Origin of the sequence: Streptomyces sp. DH10, from assembly GCF_029813805.1 — a bacterium.
GTDB classification, from domain to species: Bacteria; Actinomycetota; Actinomycetes; order Streptomycetales; family Streptomycetaceae; genus Streptomyces; species Streptomyces coeruleofuscus.
This window is the reverse complement of record NZ_JARVKU010000020.1, coordinates 160,176-182,889: the sequence shown is the minus strand read 5'-3', so window position 1 is coordinate 182,889 and position 22,714 is coordinate 160,176. Positions and strand designations below refer to the sequence as shown.

19 protein-coding genes and 1 pseudogene are annotated in these 22,714 nt (G+C 70.6%); 6 read left to right on the top strand and 14 right to left on the bottom strand.

Features of this window, described 5'->3' with window-relative positions; all coding sequences use genetic code 11:
* Nucleotides 1–65: 65 nt before the first annotated feature.
* The 4 genes from QC385_RS33355 to QC385_RS33340 all read right to left on the bottom strand — a co-directional run bounded on the left by QC385_RS33355 (nt 66) and on the right by QC385_RS33340 (nt 5,547).
* A complete protein-coding gene (locus QC385_RS33355; protein WP_279545089.1) occupies nt 66–836 on the bottom strand; it encodes an ABC transporter ATP-binding protein in 771 nt (256 codons plus the stop codon).
* Nucleotides 837–1,031: 195 nt separating this feature from the next.
* Nucleotides 1,032–2,648, bottom strand: coding sequence for an MDR family MFS transporter (locus tag QC385_RS33350; protein ID WP_279545088.1), 1,617 nt, complete (start codon nt 2,646–2,648; stop codon nt 1,032–1,034).
* A 296-nt stretch (nt 2,649–2,944) separates the two neighbouring features.
* A complete protein-coding gene (locus tag QC385_RS33345; protein ID WP_279545087.1) occupies nt 2,945–4,153 on the bottom strand; it encodes a glycosyltransferase in 1,209 nt (402 codons plus the stop codon).
* A 71-nt stretch (nt 4,154–4,224) separates the two neighbouring features.
* Nucleotides 4,225–5,547 (bottom strand): UDP-glucose dehydrogenase family protein, encoded by a 1,323-nt coding sequence (locus tag QC385_RS33340; RefSeq protein ID WP_279545086.1) that lies wholly within the window; start codon nt 5,545–5,547, stop codon nt 4,225–4,227.
* Nucleotides 5,548–5,798: 251 nt separating this feature from the next.
* On the opposite strand from QC385_RS33340, the gene QC385_RS33335 reads away from it, so the two are divergent.
* Complete coding sequence (locus QC385_RS33335; RefSeq protein ID WP_279545085.1) at nt 5,799–6,500, top strand: TetR/AcrR family transcriptional regulator; 702 nt, start codon at nt 5,799–5,801, stop codon at nt 6,498–6,500.
* A gap of 15 nt (nt 6,501–6,515) precedes the next feature.
* On the opposite strand, the gene QC385_RS33330 is transcribed toward QC385_RS33335, so the two are convergent.
* From QC385_RS33330 to QC385_RS33305, 6 genes are all read right to left on the bottom strand, one after another.
* Entirely contained in the window at nt 6,516–7,142 is a 627-nt protein-coding gene (locus tag QC385_RS33330) for an NADPH-dependent F420 reductase (RefSeq protein ID WP_279545084.1), read from the bottom strand.
* A gap of 71 nt (nt 7,143–7,213) precedes the next feature.
* On the bottom strand, nt 7,214–7,444 hold the full coding sequence (locus QC385_RS33325) for a hypothetical protein (protein WP_279545083.1): 231 nt from the start codon (nt 7,442–7,444) through the stop codon (nt 7,214–7,216).
* Complete coding sequence (locus QC385_RS33320; RefSeq protein ID WP_279545082.1) at nt 7,441–8,208, bottom strand: SDR family NAD(P)-dependent oxidoreductase; 768 nt, start codon at nt 8,206–8,208, stop codon at nt 7,441–7,443. The genes QC385_RS33325 and QC385_RS33320 overlap by 4 nt, the downstream gene beginning before the upstream one ends.
* Nucleotides 8,209–8,220: 12 nt before the next feature.
* Complete coding sequence (locus QC385_RS33315; protein WP_279545100.1) at nt 8,221–8,712, bottom strand: cyclophilin-like fold protein; 492 nt, start codon at nt 8,710–8,712, stop codon at nt 8,221–8,223.
* 66 nt (nt 8,713–8,778) lie between these two features.
* The gene (locus tag QC385_RS33310) at nt 8,779–9,444 is read right to left on the bottom strand and encodes an SDR family NAD(P)-dependent oxidoreductase (RefSeq protein ID WP_279545081.1); all 666 of its coding nucleotides are present in this window, start codon (nt 9,442–9,444) and stop codon (nt 8,779–8,781) included.
* A gap of 184 nt (nt 9,445–9,628) precedes the next feature.
* Entirely contained in the window at nt 9,629–10,645 is a 1,017-nt protein-coding gene (locus tag QC385_RS33305) for a zinc-dependent alcohol dehydrogenase family protein (protein ID WP_279545080.1), read from the bottom strand.
* Nucleotides 10,646–10,832: 187 nt separating this feature from the next.
* On the opposite strand from QC385_RS33305, the gene QC385_RS33300 reads away from it, so the two are divergent.
* Nucleotides 10,833–11,702, top strand: a complete 870-nt coding sequence (locus QC385_RS33300; RefSeq protein WP_279545079.1) for a helix-turn-helix domain-containing protein — start codon at nt 10,833–10,835, stop codon at nt 11,700–11,702.
* A 290-nt stretch (nt 11,703–11,992) separates the two neighbouring features.
* On the opposite strand, the gene QC385_RS33295 is transcribed toward QC385_RS33300, so the two are convergent.
* Genes QC385_RS33295 through QC385_RS33285 form a run of 3 tightly spaced genes read right to left on the bottom strand, consistent with a single transcriptional unit; the run spans nt 11,993 to nt 14,768 of the window.
* The gene (locus QC385_RS33295) at nt 11,993–12,679 is read right to left on the bottom strand and encodes a GntR family transcriptional regulator (RefSeq protein ID WP_279545078.1); all 687 of its coding nucleotides are present in this window, start codon (nt 12,677–12,679) and stop codon (nt 11,993–11,995) included.
* Between the two features lie 20 nt (nt 12,680–12,699).
* Nucleotides 12,700–13,428, bottom strand: a complete 729-nt coding sequence (locus QC385_RS33290; RefSeq protein WP_279545077.1) for an aspartate/glutamate racemase family protein — start codon at nt 13,426–13,428, stop codon at nt 12,700–12,702.
* On the bottom strand, nt 13,425–14,768 hold the full coding sequence (locus QC385_RS33285) for a dicarboxylate/amino acid:cation symporter (protein ID WP_279545076.1): 1,344 nt from the start codon (nt 14,766–14,768) through the stop codon (nt 13,425–13,427). Before QC385_RS33285 ends, QC385_RS33290 begins: the two co-directional genes overlap by 4 nt.
* Before the next feature lie 133 nt (nt 14,769–14,901).
* On the opposite strand from QC385_RS33285, the pseudogene QC385_RS33280 reads away from it, so the two are divergent.
* Both QC385_RS33280 and QC385_RS33275 read left to right on the top strand, forming a co-directional pair.
* Nucleotides 14,902–16,327: pseudogene (locus QC385_RS33280) on the top strand (aspartate ammonia-lyase).
* Nucleotides 16,328–16,370: 43 nt separating this feature from the next.
* Complete coding sequence (locus QC385_RS33275) at nt 16,371–17,069, top strand: TetR/AcrR family transcriptional regulator (RefSeq protein WP_279545075.1); 699 nt, start codon at nt 16,371–16,373, stop codon at nt 17,067–17,069.
* 264 nt (nt 17,070–17,333) lie between these two features.
* On the opposite strand, the gene QC385_RS33270 is transcribed toward QC385_RS33275, so the two are convergent.
* On the bottom strand, nt 17,334–20,108 hold the full coding sequence (locus QC385_RS33270) for a cellulosome protein (RefSeq protein ID WP_443033055.1): 2,775 nt from the start codon (nt 20,106–20,108) through the stop codon (nt 17,334–17,336).
* Nucleotides 20,109–20,309: 201 nt separating this feature from the next.
* Between QC385_RS33270 and QC385_RS33265 the strand changes: the two genes are divergently transcribed.
* Nucleotides 20,310–21,332, top strand: coding sequence for a LacI family DNA-binding transcriptional regulator (locus QC385_RS33265; protein ID WP_279545073.1), 1,023 nt, complete (start codon nt 20,310–20,312; stop codon nt 21,330–21,332).
* Between the two features lie 132 nt (nt 21,333–21,464).
* Nucleotides 21,465–22,706: a sugar ABC transporter substrate-binding protein gene (locus tag QC385_RS33260; protein ID WP_279545072.1), complete on the top strand. Its 1,242-nt coding sequence runs from the start codon at nt 21,465–21,467 to the stop codon at nt 22,704–22,706.
* Nucleotides 22,707–22,714: the final 8 nt, after the last annotated feature.

The window sequence follows — 22,714 nt, the reverse complement described above, 5'->3', positions numbered from 1 at the left end:
GGGATGCGGGTCCTGGGGTGGGTGTCCGGTGATGGGCGGGGAGCGGGGCTGCGCCCCGGGGAGGCTCAGCTGGTGCGGCTCCTGCCGTCGAACTCCTTCATACGGTCGAGCACGCCGTCCGCCGTGGGACGCAGCATCTCGTCGACGATCCGGCCGTCCGCCAGGAAGATGACCCGGTCCGCGTAGGAGGCGGCCACCGGGTCGTGGGTCACCATCACCACGGTCTGCCCCAACTCCCGTACGGAGTTGCGGAGGAAGCCCAGCACCTGGGCGCCGGAGCGCGAGTCGAGGTTTCCGGTCGGTTCGTCACCGAAGATGATCTCGGGGCGGGAAGCCAGCGCGCGGGCCACGGCGACGCGCTGCTGCTGCCCGCCGGAGAGCTGCGCGGGCCGGTGAGCCAGCCGGTCGGACAGGCCCACCATGTCGATGACCTTGCCCAGCCACTCCTTGTCGGGCTTGCGGCCCGCGATGTCCATCGGGAGCGTGATGTTCTCCAGGGCCGTCAGGGTCGGCAGCAGGTTGAACGCCTGGAAGATGAAGCCGATCTTGTCCCGCCGCAGCCGCGTGAGCTGCTTGTCCTTGAGCGGGCCCAACTCGGTGTCACCGATGCGGACCGAGCCGCCGCTGAAGGTGTCGAGCCCGGCGACGCAGTGCATCAGCGTCGACTTGCCCGAGCCCGAGGGCCCCATGATCGCGGTGTACTCGCCCTGGTGGAAGTTCACGGTGACGTGGTCCAGGGCGATCACCCGGGTCTCGCCCTGTCCGTACACCTTGGACAGATCCTCGGCGCGTGCGGCCACCGCGGTGGCACGGTGAGCGGTGGGTGTGGTGATCACGAGAGGGCTCCTGACGGGAACTGTGCTTCGGGGACCCGTCCATCGTCCGCGCCCGTGATCCGCGGGACGTCCGTCCACATGCCCGTTTCCGGGGACGGCCGAAAGTGCGAGCGGGGGCCGGCCCGTCCCCCGGAAGTATGACGAGGCCCCTACTCACGGAGGGGGCAGGACCTGACATACGGCGTTCTCCGGACGTTACTCGTCGGAGAGCGTGAGGTCGGGAACCCGCCAGGCCGCCAGCGCGAACGCGGCCAGGGACACCGCCGCGCCGGTGAGGAAGACGATGCGCATCGAGGTGACGTAGCCCTCCAGGAACGGCAGGGCCGCGCTCGGGTCGAGGGTGCGCAGGAAGGCGGAGTCCTCCAGGTTCACCCCGCCGCCGGGGCGGAGGACGCCCGTCAGGGCGTGCGCGTTGTCGGGCTGGGCCAGAAGACGGCGGTAGGCCGGGTCCTGGCGGGCCTCGGCCAGTCGCTCGGTGATGCTGCCGGCCGCCGTGGTGAACAGGATGGACAGGAAGGCCGCCGTGCCGACCGTGCCGCCGTTGGAGCGGAAGAAGTTGACGGATGCCGTCGCCGCGCCCATGTCCGTACGGGGCACCTCGCACTGGGCGAGCGTGGTGAGCGTCTGCATCGACGCACCGAGACCCGCGCCCATCAGGGCCATGCCGAGCGCCGCGTGCCACAGCGGGCTGTCCGCGCGGAGCGTGGCGAACACGAGCATCGCGGCGGTGAACGAGCCGACACCGGCGACGAGATGGACCTTGAACCGGCCGGTCCGGGCGATCATCCGGCCCGTCAGCAGCGTCACCGCGAGGTTCGCGGCGACCGTGGGCAGGGTGGCCAGTCCCGCCGCGATGGGGCTCATGCCACGGACGAGCTGGAGATAGAGCGGCAGCGTCGTCATCGCGCCGAACATGCCGATGCCGACGACGAAGTGCAGCCCGACGCCCAGCCGGAAGGTCCGGATGCGGAACAGGCGCGGCGGCAGCAGCGCGGCATCACCCGACCGCCGCTCCACCACGAGGAACACGGCCAGCCCCGCCCCGCCGATCGCGTACATCAACAGGGCCCGGGACGAGCCCCACCCCCAGGCGCGGCCCTGCTCGGCGACCGTCAGCAGCGGCACCAGCCCCACGGCCAGGGCGAGCGCCCCGGCGTAGTCGAGCCGGTGCCGCACCCGCCGGTGCGGGAAGCGCAGCACGCGCGTGATCGCCACCGCGGCCGCGGCGGCGAGCGGCACGTTCATCAGGAAGATCCACCGCCAGCCGGCTATGCCGAGCAGGTCGGCCCGGTCCGCGAACGCGCCGCCCACCAGCGGCCCGATGATGCTGGCACCGCCGAACACGGCCATGAAGTAGCCCTGGTAACGGCCCCTTTCGCGCGGAGTGGTGATGTCGGCGACGATCGTCATCGCCAGCGACATCAGCCCGCCGCCGCCCAGACCCTGCACGGCGCGGAACGCCGCGAGTTCGTAGATCGACGTGGCGCATCCGCACAGCAGCGAGCCGACGGTGAACAGGGCGATCGCGGCGAGGTAGACGGGCCTGCGCCCGTGGATGTCGGAGAGCTTGCCGTACAGCGGCGTCGCGATGGTGGCGGTGATGAGATACGCGGTGGTCACCCATGCCTGGGCGGTCAGCCCGTGCAGGTCGTCGGCGATGGTCCGCAGCGCGGACGAGACCACCGTCTGGTCCAGCGCCCCCAGGAACATGCCGAGCACCAGTCCGGACATGACGGTGGTGATCTGCCGGTGACTGAGCCGCGGGGGCATGTCCCCGGCCGCGCCCTGTTCTTGGGTGTCGGAGAAGGTCACGTGTCGTCCTCGGGGTGGGGGCGGGTACGGCGTGCGGGCGCGGCCCGCCCGGTGCTCCGGAGCGGCCCGCGCCGGGAGCAGGGCGGTTAGGGCGTGTCCGCAAAGTCCCGCCTGCCTCGCGACGCCCGGCACGCTCCCCCACTGCCTTAAGGGCGTGGGAGGTGCCCCCACTCGCCGCACCGGTCGAACACCCGCGTACAACCAGTACGCGGGCGTCCGCCCGGCATGCCGAGAGCACGCACCGGACGCCGCGAGGCCCGCCCTCCGGGCGGACGACGGGACTTTACGGACACGCCCTAGCCGGCGATACCGGCCAGATCGCCGACCGCCTGCCCGATCTCCGGCAGCGTCAGCATCGCCAGCTGGGCCGACCGGGCCCGCGCCCGGGGCTCGGGATCGGCGAGGAGTTTGCGGCACACGTCGGCGATGCCGGCCGGACTGCGGTCCGCGATGTGACGGCCCAGGCCCAGCTCCTCCACCCGCTCCGCGTTGGCCGGCTGGTCCCCGAAGTGCGGCAGGACCGCCATCGCCGTGCCGGTGCGCATGGCCTCGCGGATGCTGTTGAAGCCGCCGTGGGTGACGAACAGGTCGACCGACTCCAGCAGCAGCGGCTGCGCCACCCGCTCGGTGACATGGACGTGCCCGGGCAGGCCCTCCGTGTCCACCGGCACCCCGGAGGTCGACACGACCACCGTGCAGTCGTCCAGCTCGGCCGCCGCGCCCACGATCGCGCGCAGACTCTCGGTGCTGTCCGGCAGCTTCACCGGCAGAGGTGTCTGACCGTCCGCCGTGCGCTCACGCATCTTCGGCAGGGCGGTACCGATCGCGGCGTACACCAGCGGCCGGTCCGTGGGCAGTCCGGCGGCCCACTCCGGCAGCACCCCGCCGCGCTCGACGTCCACCGCCTGCCGGTACGCCAACGTCCTGGGCAGGTTCCGGGCGAAGGAGAAGGCGGGCGGCACGTAGTCGACGCGGCCGTACGGTACGACGGACAGCGGGTCGTCCCGCACGGGCAGTCCCAGTTCCGCGCGCCGCTCGTTCAGCTGCGGCAGCACATCGGCGGGGTCCAGGATGTTGCTGAACCCGGAAGGCGTCGGCAACTGCGGCACGCCGAGCAGTTCGGCGGTGAGCACCGCGCCCATGTCCATACCGTCGCGCAGGATCACATCGGGCCGGAACTCTCGGGCGAGGGGGAGCAGGACGTCCAGGTGCGGCTTGACTCCCGGCCCGGCCACGTTGCGCATCAGCAGCCGGGTCAGCGCGTCCGTCGGCTCCGTCAGGTCGGGGGTGTCCTGGAGCTCGGCGAGGTACGGGGCCATGGCGGCGAGCGGATCGAACTCCGGTAAAACGGGATTCACTTGTACGTCGTCGTCACGGAAGACGGGGACGAGCGCCTCGGTGGTGACCACCAGCACCTGATGCCCGGCCTCGGCGAGGGCGCGCAGCAGGGGCAGCTGAGCACGCCCGTGGGAGGGACTGCCGAGCGTGGTGCACAGAACCCGCATGGGGTGAGCCTTTCTCTTGGATTCTTCTTCGAAGGGGAGGGAGAAGGAGGGGCCGGGGGCCGGACCCGGTGTCACGCCACCCGCGTCGGTGCCTGCGCGCGCCCGATGCCCTGCCAGCTCAGACCGGCCCGCGCGAGCCGGTCCGCGTCCAGCAGGTTGCGGAAGTCGTGGACCTCCCGGCCGGCCATGCGCGCGGCGATCGCCGCCCAGTCGAGGTCACGCAGCTCCGGCCACTCGGTGAGGACGACACAGGCCGCCGCGCCCTCCGCCGCCCGCACTGGATCGTCGGCGACATCGACCAGATCGCTCAGGTCGGGCCGCTCCTCACGCAACGCCGGGTCGTACGCAGTGAGTTCGGCGCCGCGCTCGCGCAGCAGCCGGGCGACGGAGAGAGCGGGGGAGTCGCGCAGATCGGAGGTGCCGGCCTTGAAGGTCAGTCCGTACAGGGCGAGTCGTACGCCGTGCAGCGAGCCGTCCGCGCCGCGCCCGCACGACGCGGCGACCCGATCGACGAGCTGCTGCTGGTGGGTGACGTTGGTCTCGATGGTGGCGCGCAGCAGGGGGAAGTCGACCCCGGCCAGTTCGCACACGGTCAGCAGGGCGTGGGTGTCCTTGGGCAGACAGGAGCCGCCCCAGCCGGGTCCGGGCCGCAGGAACGCGGAGCCGATGCGCGGGTCCCGGCCGATGCCCTCGGTGACATCGTTGATGTCGGCGCCGAAGCGTTCGCAGACGGTGGCGAGGTTGTTGGCGAAGGACAGCTTCATCGCGAGGAAGAAGTTCGCCGCGTACTTGGTCAGTTCGGCGCTGGCGGGGTCGGTGAGCACCAGCGGCGCGTCCAGTGGGGCGTACAGGTCGGCCACGCGCCGGGAGGCGTCCCGGTCGGCGGCGCCGATGACGATCCGGTCGGGGTGCAGGAAGTCGTGGACGGCACGGCCCTCGCGCAGGAACTCCGGGTTGCTCACCACCACCACGTCGTCCCGGCCGAGCAGCGCGGCGACGCGCTCGCACGTTCCGACAGGGACCGTCGACTTGTTGACGACGACACAGCCGGGCGGCAGTACCTCCCGGATCTGCGCGGCCACCGCCTCCACGGCGGCGAGATCGGCCGCGCCGCCCGCTCCCATGGGTGTGGGCAGGCACAGGAACACGACTTCGGCCTCGGCGACGGCGGCCCCGGTGTCCCCGGTGAAGTCGAGCCGGGCCGCGTCCAGCGCGTCCCGTACGGTCTCTTGCAGACCGGGCTCCAGGATGTCCACCCGGGCCTCGCGCAGCCGCTCGACCTTGTGCGGGTCGGCGTCCGCGCACACCACGGAGTGCCCGAGAGAGGCCAGGCAGGCGCCGGTCGTGAGTCCGACGTAACCGGTTCCGATCACAGCGACGCGTCGAGCAGGCACAGCAGATCACCTTTTCCGGTCGGTGGGTGTGCCCGCGTCCGACGGTCGAGAGGCGCGCGGGGCACGCTCGAGCGCGTCGTGCGGGCGGACCTGGGCGGGCCGACTCCGTCGTACGGCCCGGGCAGTGCGAGGACTCAAGTCACCAATCGTTGACCTGAGTCAGGTATCGCATGCGGCGAGAACGTAAGTCAACGATTGATGACATCGGTCGGTGACTTTGAGACAGTCACCGCACACTGGAACATGGGCGGATGGCGGAAGCGCCGTGGACCACGGAGGTGCGGTACGTGACCGGAGTACAGAACGGCGAGACGGCGAAGGCGGTGGCAGGCCGGCCCGCCCACAAACGCTCGGCCTCGGCGACGCGCACGGCACTGCGGGCCGCCGCGGCCTTCCGTTTCGGCAAGTACGGCTACGAAGGCACCAGCGTGCGCGACATCGCGGGCGACGTGGGCGTGGACGCCGCCCTCGTCTACCGCTACTTCGGCTCGAAAGAAGCGCTGTTCAACGACGTTTCGGGCAGCCGCAAGATATTCGAGCCGCTGCTGGACGAGCCGGTCGAGGCGATCCCCGACTGGTTCTGCGCGCTGCTCATGGGACAGCCGAGGGAGGGCGGCTTCCCGCACCCGGTGCTCTCCGTGCTGCGGTCCTCCGGCCGGGACGAGGCGGTGGCGCAGCTGCGGGCGGACTTCACGGAGATGTTCTCCCACCGCCTGGCCGCCCGCATCGGCGGCCCCGACGCCGACCTCAGGGCGGAACTCCTCGCCGCCTGGATGCTCGGCACCAGCCTGATGCGAACGGAGATACGCCCACCCGCCCTTGTCTCGACATCCGACGCCACGCTGGAGCGGTACCTGCGCGCGGGCATCGAGGTCCTGCTGGGTCCCGCGCCGGAAGACGACGACGGGCCGGCCGGGGGCGGGGACGGGGAGCGCGCCGTCGGCGACGACTGAGGGTGCCGCGACCTGTCAGGCAGAAGGGCGGGCGACGACGTTGATGTTGAACGTGTGAGAACCCAGTCCGCCCGCGATACCCATGAACAGCAGGGCGAAATGCTCCTGTCCGCGTGCTGTGGTGATGCCGCCGATGTCGAGCTGGGACGACGGGGGCCAGCCGAGATCGGTGAGCAGACGGCCCGTGGTCCGTTTGGCTTCGGCGTCGTCGCCGGACAGGAAGACGGTGCTCGGGCCGTCCAGATCGCCCGGGGCGACCATCACCGTGGAGTCCATGGTGCACAGCGTCTTCACGACGGGAGTCAGGGGGAAGGCTTCCTGGATCTGTTCCCCCAGGCTGCTGTTGGGGTGCGAGAGCTCGGAGAAGTCGTCGGAGAGACCGACCCCGACATCGATCATCAGGGTGCCGGCCAGCGCGGCCGCCCCGATGGAGTGCAGGAGTTCCACGGAGACGGTTCCCGGAGTGGCGTTGACGAGGACCTCCGCGTGAGCGGCTGTGTCCTTCAGGCTCGCCACGGGGAGACCGAGGCCCGCCCGTTCCTCTGGTCGGCGTGAGCCGAGGAGTACGTCGTGCCCTGCGGCGCTCCAGCCGTGGGCCAGTGCTCGGGCGACGTTGCCGGTGCCAAGTAGTCCTAAGCGCATGAGTGGGACGCTAGTTGCTGTCATGGAGCGGCGAATCGGGCCTCGGGCCGAGTGGGCCGGGCACCAAAGACCTAGTCCGGTGGTCGCCGTCCCTCGTGGGCTCGCACTGTCAGCCCCCAAAAGACCCGCTCGGCCTCGTCGCGGTGTGTGGTGTGCAGGTCCCAGTAGAGAGATGAGACCTGGTCGGCCGTGGCCGTCGGCCGACCGTACGAGTCGCCGTACGGCGAGATCAGCTCCGCGTTGCGCTGATGTCCCCGGCGGGGGCTGCTCGCGTACCGCTTGCCCCCGCCTGCCGTCGTCACCGGGCGACGTAGCCGCCGTCGACGGGGAGGGCGACGCCGACGACGAAGCCGGCCCCGGGGCTGCACAGCCACAGGACGGCCTGGGCGATCTCCTCGGCGGTGCCGAGCCGGTTGACGGGCTGGTTGGCTTCGGCCTCGGCGCGGTCGAGTTCGCCCTTGGCGATCATGTCGCTGACCATGGGGGTGTCGATGGTGCCGGGGCAGACGGCGTTGACGCGGATGCCGCGCGGGGCGTATTCGAGAGCGGCGCTGGTGGTCAGGCCGATGACGCCGTGCTTGGACGCGTGGTACGAGGCACGGCCGGGCAGACCCACCAGGCCGCCCAGCGAGGAGCAGTTGACGATGGCGCCGCCGCCCTGGGCACGCATGTGCCGCAGTTCGTGCTTCATGCAGGCCCAGACGCCACGGAGGTTGATGGCGTTGACGCGGTCGAAGCGCTCGGCGGGTTCGTCGGCGGCGTCACTGGGCGGGATCTGGATGCCGGCGTTGTTGTAGGCCATGTCGAGGCGGCCGAAGGTCTCCACGGTGCGGTCGACCGCGGCGGCGACCTGGTCCTCGTCGGTGACGTCACAGGTGAGGGCGAGGACCTGGTGGCCCGCGTCGGCGAGTTCCTTCGCGGCTGCGTCCAGAGCGGCTTCGTCGACGTCCGTGAGGGCGACGGCGGCCCCCGACTCGGCGAAGGCGCGGGCGGTGGCAAAACCCATGCCGGAGCCGGCACCGGTGACCAGGGCGACCTGGCTGCTGAAGTCGTAGGTGGGGTTCATGCGGTGTTCTCCCTATGAGACGGCTTCGATCGTGACGCGGTCGGCGGTGGCGAAGCGCTCGGTGGCGCCGTCGGCGAGGTGCCCGAGGACGACCAGTCCGGCGTCGCGGGAGCCGCCGTCCCGGTAGTAGATGGCCAGATTGCCCCAGGGCGCGTAGTACGCCAGGTCGCCCGCCTTGCCTTCGTCCGCGTCCGGCGCCCCGGAGGTGTCCAGCCTGCGGGGCAGGTCGGCGACCCGTTCCTTCCCGTGGAAGTCGCTGAGGTCCAGGGTGAGGGGGAGCAGGGCGGCGAAGTCGCGGGCGGCGGCGCTGTCGTTCAGGGTTGCGTCGACGGCGTGGCCGTCGACGGTGAGCCGGATGGTCATGGCGGTGTTCCTGTCGGGCGGTGCGGCGGGCGCCTGGGCCGTCGGCGTCTGCCGGGGCTCGGCGGCGGGGGAGGACGGCGAGGACGTGGAGGAGGGGGCGGCCGCAGGCGAGCCGTCAGTGCATGCGGTCACCGTCAGCATCACGGCGATCGGTATCGCGCGGGCGAGGGGACGGAGGGCGGACGGGATCACGACGTCTGCCCGGGGTCACTCGGGCAGCGGCTCGGCGAAGTGCCGGAAGCCGTCGCGCGTGACGTGGATGTCGTACAGGCGCCGGGCCAGAACCGCGGGGCTGCTGTGCTCGGCGTCGGGGCGGATGGCACCCGGGATGATCAGCTGGGCGGCGTGGATGTTCTCCGGTGCGAGCGCGTCGTGCAGCATGCGGGCGTAGGCGCTTTCGGCGGCGAAGGCGATCGAGGTACCGGCCCGGTCGGGGTGGGGGCGTGCGGCGGTGCCGCCGTTGACGAACAGCAGGGTGCCGCGGCCGAGGTCGCGCATCCCGGGCAGGACGGCGTTCACGCAGGTGACAGGAGCCTTGACGGAGAAGGACAGCGGCGCGTCGAGATCGTCGGCGCCGGTGTCGAGGACCGGCTTCATGAAGTCGGCGCGGGGCACGGGGCTGTACTGGAGGATCTCGACGGGTCCGAGGGCGTCGGCCGCCGTGCCCAGGGCCGTGATGAGGGACGCGGGATCCAGGACGTCGGCTGTGAACCCGCGCGCCCGGATGCCGTCACCGGCGAGCTCGGAGGTCAGTTCCTCCAGGTGCCGGGCGTTGCGGGAGACGAGGGCCACGCTGTGGCCGGCGGTTCCGAAGCGACGGGCGGTGGCGAGCCCGAGGCCCGGACCGGCACCGACGAGGGCAAAGGTGGTCATGAGGGGTCCTTCGTGGGGCGTCCGGGGCCGGGCGGCAGAGGCCCGGCCCCGCGGTGGGGGTCTGGGACGGGGCGGCAGGGGCCCGGCCCAGCCGTGGAGTGTCTGGTTCGGGGCGGCAGGGGCCCGACGAGGGGCGGTACGAGGCAGGGCGGGCGAGGCCCGGCCCCGCGACGCGCTGTACGGGTCAGGGCTTGAGCAGGGCCTTGATCGCCCGGCGCTCGTCCATCGCCTGGTAGCCCTCGGCGACCTTCTCCAGGGGCAGGGTGAGGTCGAAGACCTTGCCCGGGTTGATCCGCCCCGACAGTACGCGGTCGATCAGGTCGGGCAGGTAGCGGCGCACCGGGGCGGGGCCGCCGCGCAGGCCGACGTGGGAGAAGAACAGCTCCTCGCCGTCGAGGGCCACCTCGTGCGGGACACCGACGAAGCCGACGTTGCCGCCGGGCCGGGCGGAGTGCAGGGCCTGCCGCATCGCCTCGGCGGTGCCGACGCACTCCAGTACCGAATCCGCGCCGATGCCGTTCGTCAGTTCCTTGACGCGGGCGATGCCTTCTTCGCCGCGCTCGCCGATGATCTCCGTGGCGCCGAACTCCCGGGCCAGCTGCTGCCGGGACGCGTGACGGCTCATGGCGATGATCCGCTCGGCGCCGAGCTCCTTCGCGGCGATGACACCGCACAGGCCGACCGCTCCGTCACCGACGACGACGGCCGTGGAGCCCGGCCTGACCTCGGCGGCGAGGGCGGCGTACCAGCCGGTGCCCATCACGTCGGAGACGGCGAGCAGGCTGGGCACGAACTCGCCGTCCGGGTGGCCGTCGGTGGCGACGAGGGTGCCGTGGGCGTTGGGGACGCGGACGTACTCGGCCTGGCAGGTGCTCATGAACTCGCGGCGCAGACAACTGGACTGCCAGCCGGCCCGGCAGTTCGCACAGGTGTTGTCCGAGGTGGCGAAGGAACCGACCACGAACTGGCCCGGCTCGACCGAGGTGACCTCGCTGCCGACCTCCTCGACGACGCCGACGTACTCGTGTCCCATCGGGTGCGGGTCGCCCATGGGCTCCAGGCCGCGGTAGGGCCACAGATCCGAGCCGCACACACAGGTGGCGACCGTGCGGATGACGGCGTCCGTCGGATGGAGGATCTTCGGGTGGTCGAGTTCCTCGAGACGCACGTCGCCGGGGGCGTGGATGACTGCTCCGCGCATGGGTGGGCCTTCCTTCACTGCGAGGATCTGCGTACCGCAGCCGGGTTGGGGGGACATGGCTGCTCCCGGTCGAGGCTCGCACTCGAGTCCAGGCGCGAAAAGCGGAGAAATCCATCCTGGGAAGGAAACATCCTGGGAGTAAATTCTCCCCCTTTCCCGAGGCGCGATCGATGTCATTCTGGGAGGCATGACCGGCAACGTTCCCCTCAATGAGCTGGGAGAATTCCTCAAGAAGCGCCGCTCGGAGCTGAGCCCGCGCACAGTCGGCCTGCCCGACAGCGGCAGGCCCCGCCGCGTGGCCGGCCTGCGCCGCGAGGAAGTCGCCCACCTCGCCAGCATCAGCACCGACTACTACACCCGACTCGAGCAGGGCCGCATGCAGGCGTCGGCGCCGGTCCTTGACGTCCTCGCCCGGGTCCTCCACCTGGACGACGACGAGCGGGGCTACCTCTTCCAGCTCGCGGGCAAGACCACCACGCGCAGCCTGCGCCGCGGCCGGCAGAAGGTACAGCCGCAGCTCCAGCGGGTTTTGGACGACCTGACCGCCACCCCGGCCGTCGTGCAGGGCCGGCGCGGGGACATCCTGGCCTGGAACGCGCTGGCCGCCGCCCTGGTCACGGACTTCTCCCGCGTCCCGGAGAAGCACCGCAACTACCCGCGGATCATCTTCACGGACCCGGCCATGCGCACCCTGTACGCCGACTGGGAGACCTCCGCCCGGATCTCCGTGGCCCAACTGCGGATGGAGGCCGCGAAGTATCCCGAGGATCCGCGCCTGATCGAGCTGGTCGGTGAACTGTCCACCCGCGACCAGCAGTTCGCCCGGTGGTGGGGCGACCACCACGTCGCCGCCCGCACCGTGGGCACCAAGACCCTCGCCCATCCGGTCGTCGGTGAACTCGTCCTGGACTGGGACACCCTCACGGCCAACACCGACCCCGACCAGCACCTGACCGTCTGGACGGCCGCGCCGGGATCCCCCACCCACGAGCGGCTGCGCATCCTGGCCTCCTGGGCCGCCGACCAGCACCTGTCCCCGTCACCGCCGCCCGGCTGAGAGTTCTGCCCCGGTCGCCGGTCAGCCGCCAGTGATCCGGGCGTTCACCCGCCGCATCCACTCCCCGTCGGTGTGCCACATGGGGTGGTGGGGGGCCGCGTTGGATGTCAGGACGACACCGTGGAAACCCGCCGCGAGGCAGCGGTCGACGACGAACTCCGCGATGTCCTTGCCGACGGCGTCCTCCTCGAAGCGCGTCAGGAGCGCGGTGCTCAGCGTCCCCGTACCGGTCAGGGGAGTGGCGGCCTGCTTCTGGCGTGGCCGTCGCTGAAGGCGCCGGCTGTGTCCTGTCAGGCGGGCCCGGCTTCCGTGAACTGATTGGTGTCGAAGAGCCGGTTGATGTGGCCGCCGAGTTCGGACCAGTGGTGTCCGGAGAGTTCGGCGGCGGCACGGGCGTCGCCGCCGGCGCAGACGGTGACGAGTTCGTCGTGGTGCTCGATGGTGTTGCGGCCGCCGAGGAGGGTGGAGAACTTCCGGTAGAGGATGCGGTGGATCTGCGGGTGGAGCTGCTCGACGATCCGGCTGAGGACGGGGTTGTCCGCCGCCGCGATGGGGACGGCGTGGAAACGGTCGTCGGCGGCGAGAGCGGCGTCGGTGTCGTTGGCGGCGACGGCCCGCTCGAAGTCCCGGTTGGCCTCGCGCATCAGCCGCAGGTCCTGCTCGGTCATGACCGGCACGGCCGTCTCCACGGCGAGCTGGTCGAGGGAGCGCAGCACGGCGAGGGTCTTCTCGACGTCGCGGCGGTTGAGGGTGGTGACGCGCGTGTAGACGCCGGGCTTCGCCTCGACCAGGCCGCTGTCGGCGAGCCGGGCGAGCGCCTCGCGCACCGGGGTGCGGCTGAGCCCGAGGCGCTCGGCGAGCTCACTGTCCTTGACCTTCTCCCCGGGGGCGAGTTCCCCGCGCACGATGGAGTCGCGCAGGCGGTGGAAGACCTCGTCGCTGAGGAGACGGCGGGAGACCGGGCTGTCGAGTGACATACTGCGTACAGTACATCGATCTAGGCCGCCTCCCCGGCCGCGCTCCCGCGCCCGGCCCGGCGCACGAGGGCCCGGGCCAGCACGAGCGCCGGGTCGACGAGGGGGACGTCCACGGCGCCGGCGGGCAGGCCGAGGGGAATCTCGGTGCAGCCCGCGATCACCGCCTGGGCGCCCTGTCCGGTCAGGCGCCGCGCGGCGCGTTCCAGGAGCGCGGTCGCGCCGTCCCGGCCACCGGCCTTCACCGCACGGATGCCGGCCATCACCTCGCGGTCCTGGCTGTCGGCGTCGGGCAGCAGGAGGCGGATCCCGAAGCGGCCCAGCCAGTCCTGGTACAGGCCCGCGCGAAGGGTGCCGGTGGTGGCGAGCAGTCCGGCGGTGTGGATGCGGGGGCTCACGGTGGCGAGGTGCTGGGCCACCTCGCCGATCATGTGGACGATGGGCAGGCCGACGTGGTCGGCGATGCGCGGCACGAAGGCGTGCGCGGTGTTGCAGGGAATGGCGATGACCGTGGCGCCGGCCTCGCGCAGGACACGGCTGCCGTCGAGGAGCCAGGGCGTGGGATCGGGTCCGTCACCCAGCAGGGCGTCGGTGCGGTCGGGGATGGTGGGGTCCGACCAGATGACCGTACGGAGGTGGTCCTGGTCGCTGCTGCCCGGAGTCATCGACACCAGCTTGGCGTAGAAGTCGGCGGTGGCCGCCGGGCCCATGCCGCCCAGGATGCCGATGATCTCCGAGGTGGAGGTGGTCACTGCGCGGGTTCCTTCTGGAGGGCCGGGGCCTCGGCCTCGGCCGGGATCCCGGGGGTCTCAGGCCCGCCGCGTTTCGCCTCACGCCGCTTCTCGGAGCTGTCGACGACGGCGGCGGCGAGCGAGTTGCCGATGACGTTCACGCCGGTGCGGGCCATGCCGACGATGAAGTCGACGCCCAGGAGCAGGGCGATTCCCTCAGCGGGAAGCCCGACGGAGTTGCCGGCGGCGATGAGGACGACGATGGAGGCGGAGGCGACACCGGCCATGCCCTTGGAGAGGATCACCAGCACGCCGACCATCAGGAGCAGGGCGGGCAGGGACGTGTCGGCGCCGTAGGCGTTGGCGAGGAAGACCAGCGCGGCGGCCTGGTAGAGGACGGAGCCGTCGGTGTTGAAGGAGTAGCCGAGCGGAACGACGAACGAGGTCGTCGACCGGCTGAGACCGAACGCCTCCAGCTTGCCCATCAGCGGGGCCAGTACCGATTCGGAACTGCGGGTGACGAAGGCGATCCCGGCCAGCCCGGCGATCGACTTCAGCAACTCGACGTAGCGGATGCGGTAGATCGCGGCGATGAGCGGGAAGAGCACGCCGACGACGATGGCCAGGCCCGTGTAGACCACGGCGATGAACCCCAGCAGGCTGCGGAGATTGCCGAAGCCGTAGTGGGCGACGTCGTAGGAGATGAAGCCGAGCACGCCCAGCGGGGCGACGCGGATGACGTAGCCGACGACCTTGAACATCACCGAGGCGACGGACTCCAAGACGGAGGCGAAGGGCTCGGACTTCTCCCCGATCGCGGCCATGGCGACGCCGACGAGGAGGGCGAAGACGATCGCGCCGAGCAGGTTGCCCTCGCCGAACGCGGCGAAGATGTTCTTCGGCACGGCGTGCAGGACCAGCTCGTGGAAGTCGATGCCCTGGCTCATACCGTCCAGGTCCTTGGCGTCGGCCTCCTGGACGGGGGCGCCCTTGCCGATGCCCGTGAACTTGGCCAGTCCCACCGCGATCAGCAGGATGACCGTGGTGACGATCTCGAAGTAGAGGATGGCCTTGCCGGCGATCCGGCCGACCTTCTTGACCGACTCCATGCGGGCGATGCCCAGCACGATGAGCGGGAAGACCAGCGGCAGGACCACGACCTGCACCAGGTTCAGGAACACCTCCCCGAGGATCTTCATCTGCTCGCCGGCCGACGGGGCGAGTGATCCGATCAGGGCTCCGAGTCCGACCGCGATGATCGACTGGACCCCGATCGGCATCTTCAGGCAGCGCCGCAGCAGCCCCGAGGGCCGGATTTTGGGGCCGTCTGTGCTGGTGGGAGTGGATTGCGATGTGCTCATGGAAGCCTCCTACTGCTCCAATATATTGCGCTCTGCGTATTGGGCGGTAAGACTGGGCTCCGAGGCGGTGGCCTGTCAAGGGGCCTCGCACCGGCGGCGCCGGCCCGAGTCGGCGCCCGACGAGGAGGCGCAGATGGCGCAGGGCTCACGCGTGGAACACGACCTGGTGGGGGACAAGGAGGTCCCGGTCGACGCCTACTACGGCGTGCACACGGTGCGGGCGGTGGAGAACTTCGCGATCACCGGGTCGACCATCGCCCGGTCTCCCCGAACGGATCACCTCGCTGGCAGCGGTCAAGCAGGCGGCCGCGCAGGCCAACCGCGACCTGGGCCTACTGCCCCCGGACGTCGCCGGGGCGATCATCAGGGCTTGCGAGGAGATCGGCGCCGGACGGCTGCACGACCAGTTCGTCGTCGACCCCGTCCAGGGTGGGGCCGGCACGTCGACGAACATGAACGCCAACGAGGTCATCGCCAACCGGGCCCTGGAGATCCTCGGCCGCCCCCGCGGCCGCTACGGCGCGATCCACCCGCTCGACCACGTCAACCTCGGCCAGAGCACCAACGACGTCTATCCCACCGCCGTACGTCTGGCGCTGGTCGCCTCACTGCGCCGGCTCGGCGACTCCCTGCGGGCGCTGGCCGCGGCCTTCACCACCAAGGCGACGGAGTTCGGCGACGTCCTGAAGATGGGCCGCACCCAGCTCCAGGACGCCGTCCCCATGACCCTCGGTCAGGAATTCACCACCTACGCCGTCATGATCGAGGAGGACCGGCAACGTCTCACCGAGGCCGCCGCCCTGCTGCTGGAGTCCAACCTCGGCGGCACCGCGATCGGCACCCGCATCAACGGCCACCCCCGCTACGCCGAACTCGCCTGCCGCCACCTCGCCGACATCAGCGGCGAATCCGTCCGGCCCGCGGGCGACTTCATCGAAGCCACCCAGGACTGCGGCGCATTCGTCCAGCTCTCCGGCGTCCTCAAGCGCGTAGCGGTGAAACTCTCCAAGACCTGCAACGACCTGCGACTGATGTCCTCCGGGCCCATCGCCGGACTCGGTGAGATCAACCTGCCGCCGGTCCAGGCGGGCTCGTCGATCATGCCGGGCAAGGTCAACCCGGTGATCCCCGAGGTCGTCAACCAGGTCGCTTTCGAGGTCATCGGCAACGACCTGACCGTCACCATGGCCGCCGAAGCCGGGCAGCTCCAGCTCAACGCCTTCGAACCGGTCATCGCCTACAGCCTGTTGCGCTCCCTGGCCCATCTGCGCGCGGCCTGCGACACCCTCGCCACCCGCTGCGTCCCCGGCATCACCGCCAACCGCGAGCATCTCCACGACACGGTCCACCGCTCCATCGGCCTGGTCACCGCACTCGCCCCGCACATCGGCTACGCCGCCTCCACCGCCCTGGCCCGCCGCGCCCTCGACACGGGCCGCGGCATCAAGGACCTGGCCACGGAAGCGGGTCTGCTCACCGCCGAGCAACTGGACACGATCCTGCGTCCGGAGAACCTCACTGGTCAGGCACCTCTGCCGGAGGTTCCGACCATGACCTGACCGGGGAACCGGATAGGGTGATCCGATTGCTAGGGTGGCCGGTATGAGTCCTGGCGCCCAGCATTCCGACGGCCCCGCCGCCCAGCCGCTGCGCAAGGACGCCGAGCGCAACCGGGAGCGGATCATCGCCGCCGCGCGCAGGGTGTTCGCGCGCGACGGCCTGAACGCCTCCATGGCGTCCGTGGCCCGCGAGGCAGGCGTCGGGATCGCCACCATGTTCCGCCGCTTCCCGACGAAGGAGGAGCTGGTCGACGCCGTCTTCTCCGACCGCATGGACGCTTACGCCGACGCGGTGGCGGCCGCTCTGGACGACCCGGATCCCTGGAACGGTTTCGTCGGCTACATCGAGACCGCGTGCGCGATGCAGGCCGCCGACTCCGGCTTCGCCGACGTCCTGACCATGACCTTCCCCACCGCCAAGGCCCTGGAGCGGCGCCGCGACGAGGCGTACGAGGCCATGGTGCGGCTGATCGACCGCGCCAAGGCGGCAGGCCGGCTGCGCGAGGACTTCGACCCCTCGGATCTGGTCCTGATCCACATGGCCAACGCCGGTGTCGTCAACGCCACCGGCGACGCCGCCCCCGACGCCTGGCGGCGCGTCGTCGCCCTGATGATCCAGTCGCTTCAGGCCCCGGCCCGCGGCCCCCTGCCCGACCCGCCCGAGCACGACGCCCTCTACCGGGCGATGCTCCGCGCCGGCCCGGGAGGCCCCACCGCACCGGCGCCCGACAAGAGGAGCTGACGCACCGGCCGGTCCGCCTACCGCGTGGCGGAGTCCGCCTCCTGAGTGGCGGCCCAGGTGCGAGCAGGTTCACGTTCTCCGCGGAGGGCGAACCGGGTTCGGCGGGTTAGATGGTGAGAGTGAGGCCTGGCTCGGCGGTGATGGCCAGGGCTTCCCAGGTGACGGTGAGACCGCCGACCACGGGGTGGTGGAACTCAGCAGTTCCTCTCACGGCGGCGAGGCGCCGACCGGGTTTCCGGATCGGCGCCTCGCGTTGACCAGCGGCTACTTCGCCGCCATCGGCGTGACGGCGATCCGGTCGATCACCGGTGCGTACGGGGACCGCTGGTCGTACTGGTTGTACGTGTCGCCGTCGAAGTCCGGCAGCTCCTCCGCCGTGAAGGCGAGCCGGTTCGTGCCCTTCTTGAGAGTGACCGGGACGGTCAGGTCCCAGAAGTTGTTGAAGTGGAAGGTGGTCGGGAACAGCACCCGGTGCGCCGGTCCGCCGTTGACGGAGAGGTCGGCGTGGCGGGCGATCGGGTCGGGGTTGTAGTGGGTGGCCGGTGCCTGCTCGGCGTTGGAGTAGCGGATGGTCAGCGCGTGCCGCCCGGCCCTGGCGGCCACCACGTCGACGGTGAGGGCGTTGGCCTTTCCGTCGCCGATGCCGGTGACGGCCTTGCCGTTCGTGGCGAAGGTGTAGGCGTCGGTGACCTTCGCCGCCCCGGTGAGCCTGCCGTCCTCCGCCTGCTGGACGGTGGGCACCAGGGTGCCCTTCGACGGGGCGACCCGCAGCCGGTCGAGGACGAGTTCGCCTGCCGTGCCGGTCACGGTGATCTTGTTGATGCCGCCGGACAGGAACATCCGGACCGTGTCCGTGCCCTTCTTGGCACCACCGGTCTTCGGCAGGTCGAGCTTCTCGCCGTTGAGCGCCAGGCTCGCGCGGCCGCCGCCCAAGTGGTCGACCGACACGGTCGATTCACCGTCGGTGGGGGAGTGCACCCAGAAGGCCGCGGAGGCGCCCTTCGGCAGCGGAACCGCGCCCGGCCCCGAGGCACTGCGGTCCGTGTAGCGCGGCCCGGTACCGGTGAGCGTGGCGTACTCGGCCTCGTAGATCGCCGGGGCGGTCACCTTCTCGTCGCGCAGGGACAGATCGACCTTGTCGATGATCGCGTCACCCTTGGTGACCCCGAGGTCGGGGTCCTGCGCGGCCAGGGTGATCCGGTGCTTGCCCGCCGTCAGCTTCACCGTCGTGTCGGTGTGGCCCCACACCACCCACTTGTAGCCCAGCGGCAGCCGCAGTTCCTGCGGGTCCTTGCCGTCGACACGCAGGAAGACGTTGGTCGGGCCCTGCTCCTTCACCAGGTCGTACAGGTTGTAGGAGTTGGCGAAGACGCTCAGGTCGTACGTGCCGTCCCGCGGGACCTCGACGTCGAAGGCGAGGACCCCGTCGGAGCCGGTGCGCAGACCGCCCACGTTGTAGGCGCCCGACGTGGCGAACTTGCCGACGTCGGAGGGCGTGCCCTCGGGGCCGTTCCTGGAGTAGCCCTTGCCGGTGTAGGTGGCGTTCTCCGCCTCGTACGTCCGGCGCCAGCTCACCGAAGGCGCGGCAGGCTCACCGCCGTTGCCGCCGGGGGAGAGGATGACCTGGTAGGCGGACATCTCGTTCATGCCCGTCATCGGCAGTGTCACCGAGCCGTCCGCGCCGACCGTCAGCTCCTGGTCCGCGAGCCGCAACGGCTGGGCGGAGTCGCCGACCTGCCCTGTCCAGGGGATCTCCTGGACGGTGGCGCGCACGGTCTTCCCGAACAGCTTCGGGTCGAGGTGGTCGAAGACGATGTCGGCGTCACCGCTCTTGCCGCCGAAGAGGGCGCGGGACTGCTTCTTGTCCTCGTCGAGGGTGGCCACGCCCTGGAGCGTGTACTGCTGGTTGGGGTGCGGGGCGGTCACCTCGACCGTGTGGCCCGACATCTGCCCGTAGGCGTTGAACAGCCACCACTGGCCGTTGCCCTTGTTGGCCTCCACGGCCGAGTCGTTGAGGTTGCCGTCGATGTTCCAGTACGCCAGGTCGGCGTCGATCTTGGACTCCTCGATGGCGGAGACCCACTGGACGACCTGGCCGGGCACGGACAGGTGGTAGTTGTGCCCGTACTCGTTCACGTTGATCGGCAGCGGGCCGACCCCCACGTCCTTCTCCATCTGCCGGTACTTCGCCACGTTCGTGCGGACCGCGGCGGGCGACGACAGCTCGTGCCAGGTCATCACGTCCGGCACCACGTCGTTGGCCTTGGCGTACTGGAGGAAGTCCTTGACCTGGCTGTAGAGGACGCTGGTGTTGGGGCCGGCGATGCGGGCGTCCGGGTCGAGGCCCTTGATGAGGTGGTAGACCTCCTTCCAGGCCGCGAAGTAGTGCCGGGGGTCCTTCAGCCAGGAGACCTTGTTGTAGCTCCACTCGCCGGTCCCGAACATGTTCCCTTCGGGCTCGTTGAAGGGCACGTAGACGACGTTGTCCTTGTACTCGCCCATGGTCAGGACCTGCTGGACCTGCTTCTTGATCTTCTGCTTGAAGTCGGCGAGCCGCGCCGGACCGTCCGCGCCCGGCCACTGGTACGGGAAGCCGCGGTAGATGTCGGTCATGTAGATGTAGACGTCCTTGCCGCCCGAGTCCACGAAGGGCGGCAGCATCTCCAGCGCGTCCGCTCCCGGGTGCTGCGGACCGTCCTGCGCCTTCGTTGACACCGTGCGCAGGTGCATGCCCTCGATGAGGTTGCGGCTCGGCACGCCGTCGCCGTACACGCCGTACAGCGAGCCGCTCGCTCCGCCGTGGAAGGCACCGGTGTCGGTGGCGAGGTCGATGACGAGCCGTTCCCGCTCCGCCGCCCCGGCGGTTCCCGTGGAAGGGCCTACCAGGAGGGTGGCGAGGGCGGCCGTCACCGCGGCTGTGGCCACCGTCGTTCTGCTTCGTCGCACTGAGGTCTCCGTGGTTTCCGTATTGCTCGGACGCTGTAGGAGTCGAACCGGTTCGATTCGTCGAGTGGAGGTGGGCTGTGATCCGTCCGTCATCCCTTGCGGTACACAGAGACGGCCGCCCGTCGAACCGGTTCGCAGGAAGTTAGCACCGGTGAAATCGCCCAGCAATACCCCTGCCGCAGCGCAAGAAGTACTGCGCGGGGTGTTGACAGGCGTCCGGGGAGTTCCTAGCTTCACTTCACGCGAACCGGTTCGACAAGCGTCGGTTCGACAGCCCACGCAAGGAGTTCCCCCGTGAACATCGGTGAGATCGCCCGGCGGGCCGGTGTCTCGCGGAGCACCGTGTCGTACGCGCTGAGCGGCAAGCGCCCGGTGTCGGACGAGACACGCCGGAAGATCCAGGACGTCATCGACGAGCTGGGCTACCGGCCCAACGCCAGCGCCCGTGCCCTGGCCAACGGCCGGACCAGCACGATCGGCCTGGTCTTCCCGCCCGCCGGGAACCACTACACCGGCATGCAGCTGGACTTCATCGGCAGTGTCGTCGAAGCCGCCGCGGCCCACGACTACGACGTGCTGCTGTCCCCGAGCGGCGTGGACAGCGACCGCTCGTTCCAGCGGCTGCTGGGGGAGCGGCGGGTCGACGGCGCGATCCTGATGGAGATCAGACTGGAGGACGACCGGGTCGATCACCTGGCCGCCCTGGACTTCCCCTCCGTGGCCATCGGCCGCACCGCGCATCCGGAGAGCGGCTGGTGGGTCGGCCTGGACCACACCGCACTGGCGGCGGCGTGCGTCCACCATCTCGCCGACCTCGGCCACCGCCGGGTCGCCTTCGTCAACCGGCCGGAGCAGCTCCTGAGGGCGGGATACGAGTCCGCGCACCGGGGCCTGGACGGGTTCACCAAGGCAGCGGCCGAGCGCGGGCTGACCGTGCGCACATACTGCTGCGGGGACGACGCCGCGTCCGGCCAGGCGTGCCTGGAGCGGATCCTGCACGACGACCCGGCGACCACGGGCCTGGTCACGCTGAACGAGGCCGCGCTGGGCGGCCTGTACCGAGGGCTCGCCCAAGCGGGCCGACACGTACCGCGCGACTTCTCCGTCACCGGAGTCGTGGCCGGCCGGTGGGCGGAGACGGTGACCCCGCAGCTCACCGCGGCGGACGTACCGGCCGAGGAGATGGGCCGTCGCGCCGTCGACCTGCTCATCGAACGGCTCGACCACCCCGGCGCGCCGCCTCGGCACCACCTTCTCGCGCCACCCATCTCCCTGCGGGCGAGTACCGGGCCCGCCGGCGGTACGCACTCCGCCTGACCCCGAACGCCTGACCCTCGAACCCCCCGGACCCTTCTCACTTCACCAGGTACGCCACCGCCGTTCGGCGTACCCGCACACCCCTCGTCACCTCTCCCACGGCACCCGTATGCCGAGAACGAAGGACCCGCCATGCACAGCTCCTCGAGACGGCTCCTCGCCACCGTGGCCCTGTCGACCGTCGTCGCCGTCGTCGGCACCGCCTGCTCCTCCGGCGCGGGCAGCACCGACGCCAAGGACGCCGACAGCGGCACCTACACGGTCTGGGACCCGTACCCGCAGTTCGCCAAGGGCTCGGCCTGGACGAAGCTGCTGGACAAGTGCGGCACCCAGGCCGGCGTGAAGATCAAGCGGACCGGTTTCGACACCAGCGATCTGGCCAACAAGACGCTGCTCGCGGCCCAGCAGGGCAACTCCCCGGACGTCCTCATCGTCGACAACCCCGTCGTCTCGACCCTGGCCGAGGCGGGCGTGCTCACGACGACCGACGACAACAAGCTCGACACCTCCAAGGTCGACCCCAACCTGCTCGCGGCGGGTCAGTCGGGCGGCAAGACGTACGGCACGCCGATCGGCGCCAACACCCTCGCCCTCTACTACAACAAGGAGGTGCTGAAGGAGGCCGGGGTGGACATCGCCTCGGTCAAGGACTGGAAGTCGCTGACGGCGGCCCTCGCGAAGGTCGAGAAGGCCGGCAAGAAGGGCATCACCTTCTCCGCGATCGGTACGGAGGAGGGCAGCTTCCAGTTCCTGCCCTGGTTCTGGGGCTCCGGCGCCCAGCTCACCGAACTCGACTCGGACAAGGCCGTCTCCGCGCTGTCGCTGTGGCAGGACTGGCTGAAGAAGGGTTACGCCCCCAACTCGGTCATCAACAACACCCAGACGACCAGCTGGCAGGAGTTCGCCGGCGGGGACTACGCGTTCGCCGAGAACGGCACCTGGCAGCTCGCCAACGCCGAGAAGGCGGGCTTCGAGTACGGCGTCCTGCCGATCCCGGGCTCCGACGGAGGCAACGCCGCCGCCCCGACCGGCGGCGAGTTCGTCACCCTCCCGGTGCAGGACGACACCGGCCGCTACACCACCTCCCAGAAGCTGGCGACCTGCCTGACCAGCACCCAGAACCTGTACGACACCGACACCACCCTGTCCTACGTCGCTCCCACCACCGAGGTCCAGAACAAGCAGGTGGCGGCGAACGCCGACCTGAAGGCCTGGGTCGACGCGGTCAAGGCGGCCAGGGGACGCACCAGCGACGACCTCGGCACCAAGTACCCGAAGATCTCCGAGCAGTTGTGGAAGGCCGTCCAGTCCGCCCTCAGCGGGTCCAGGTCGCCCGAGGACGCGCTGACGTCGGCGCAGGCCGCGGTCAAGTGACATGGGTC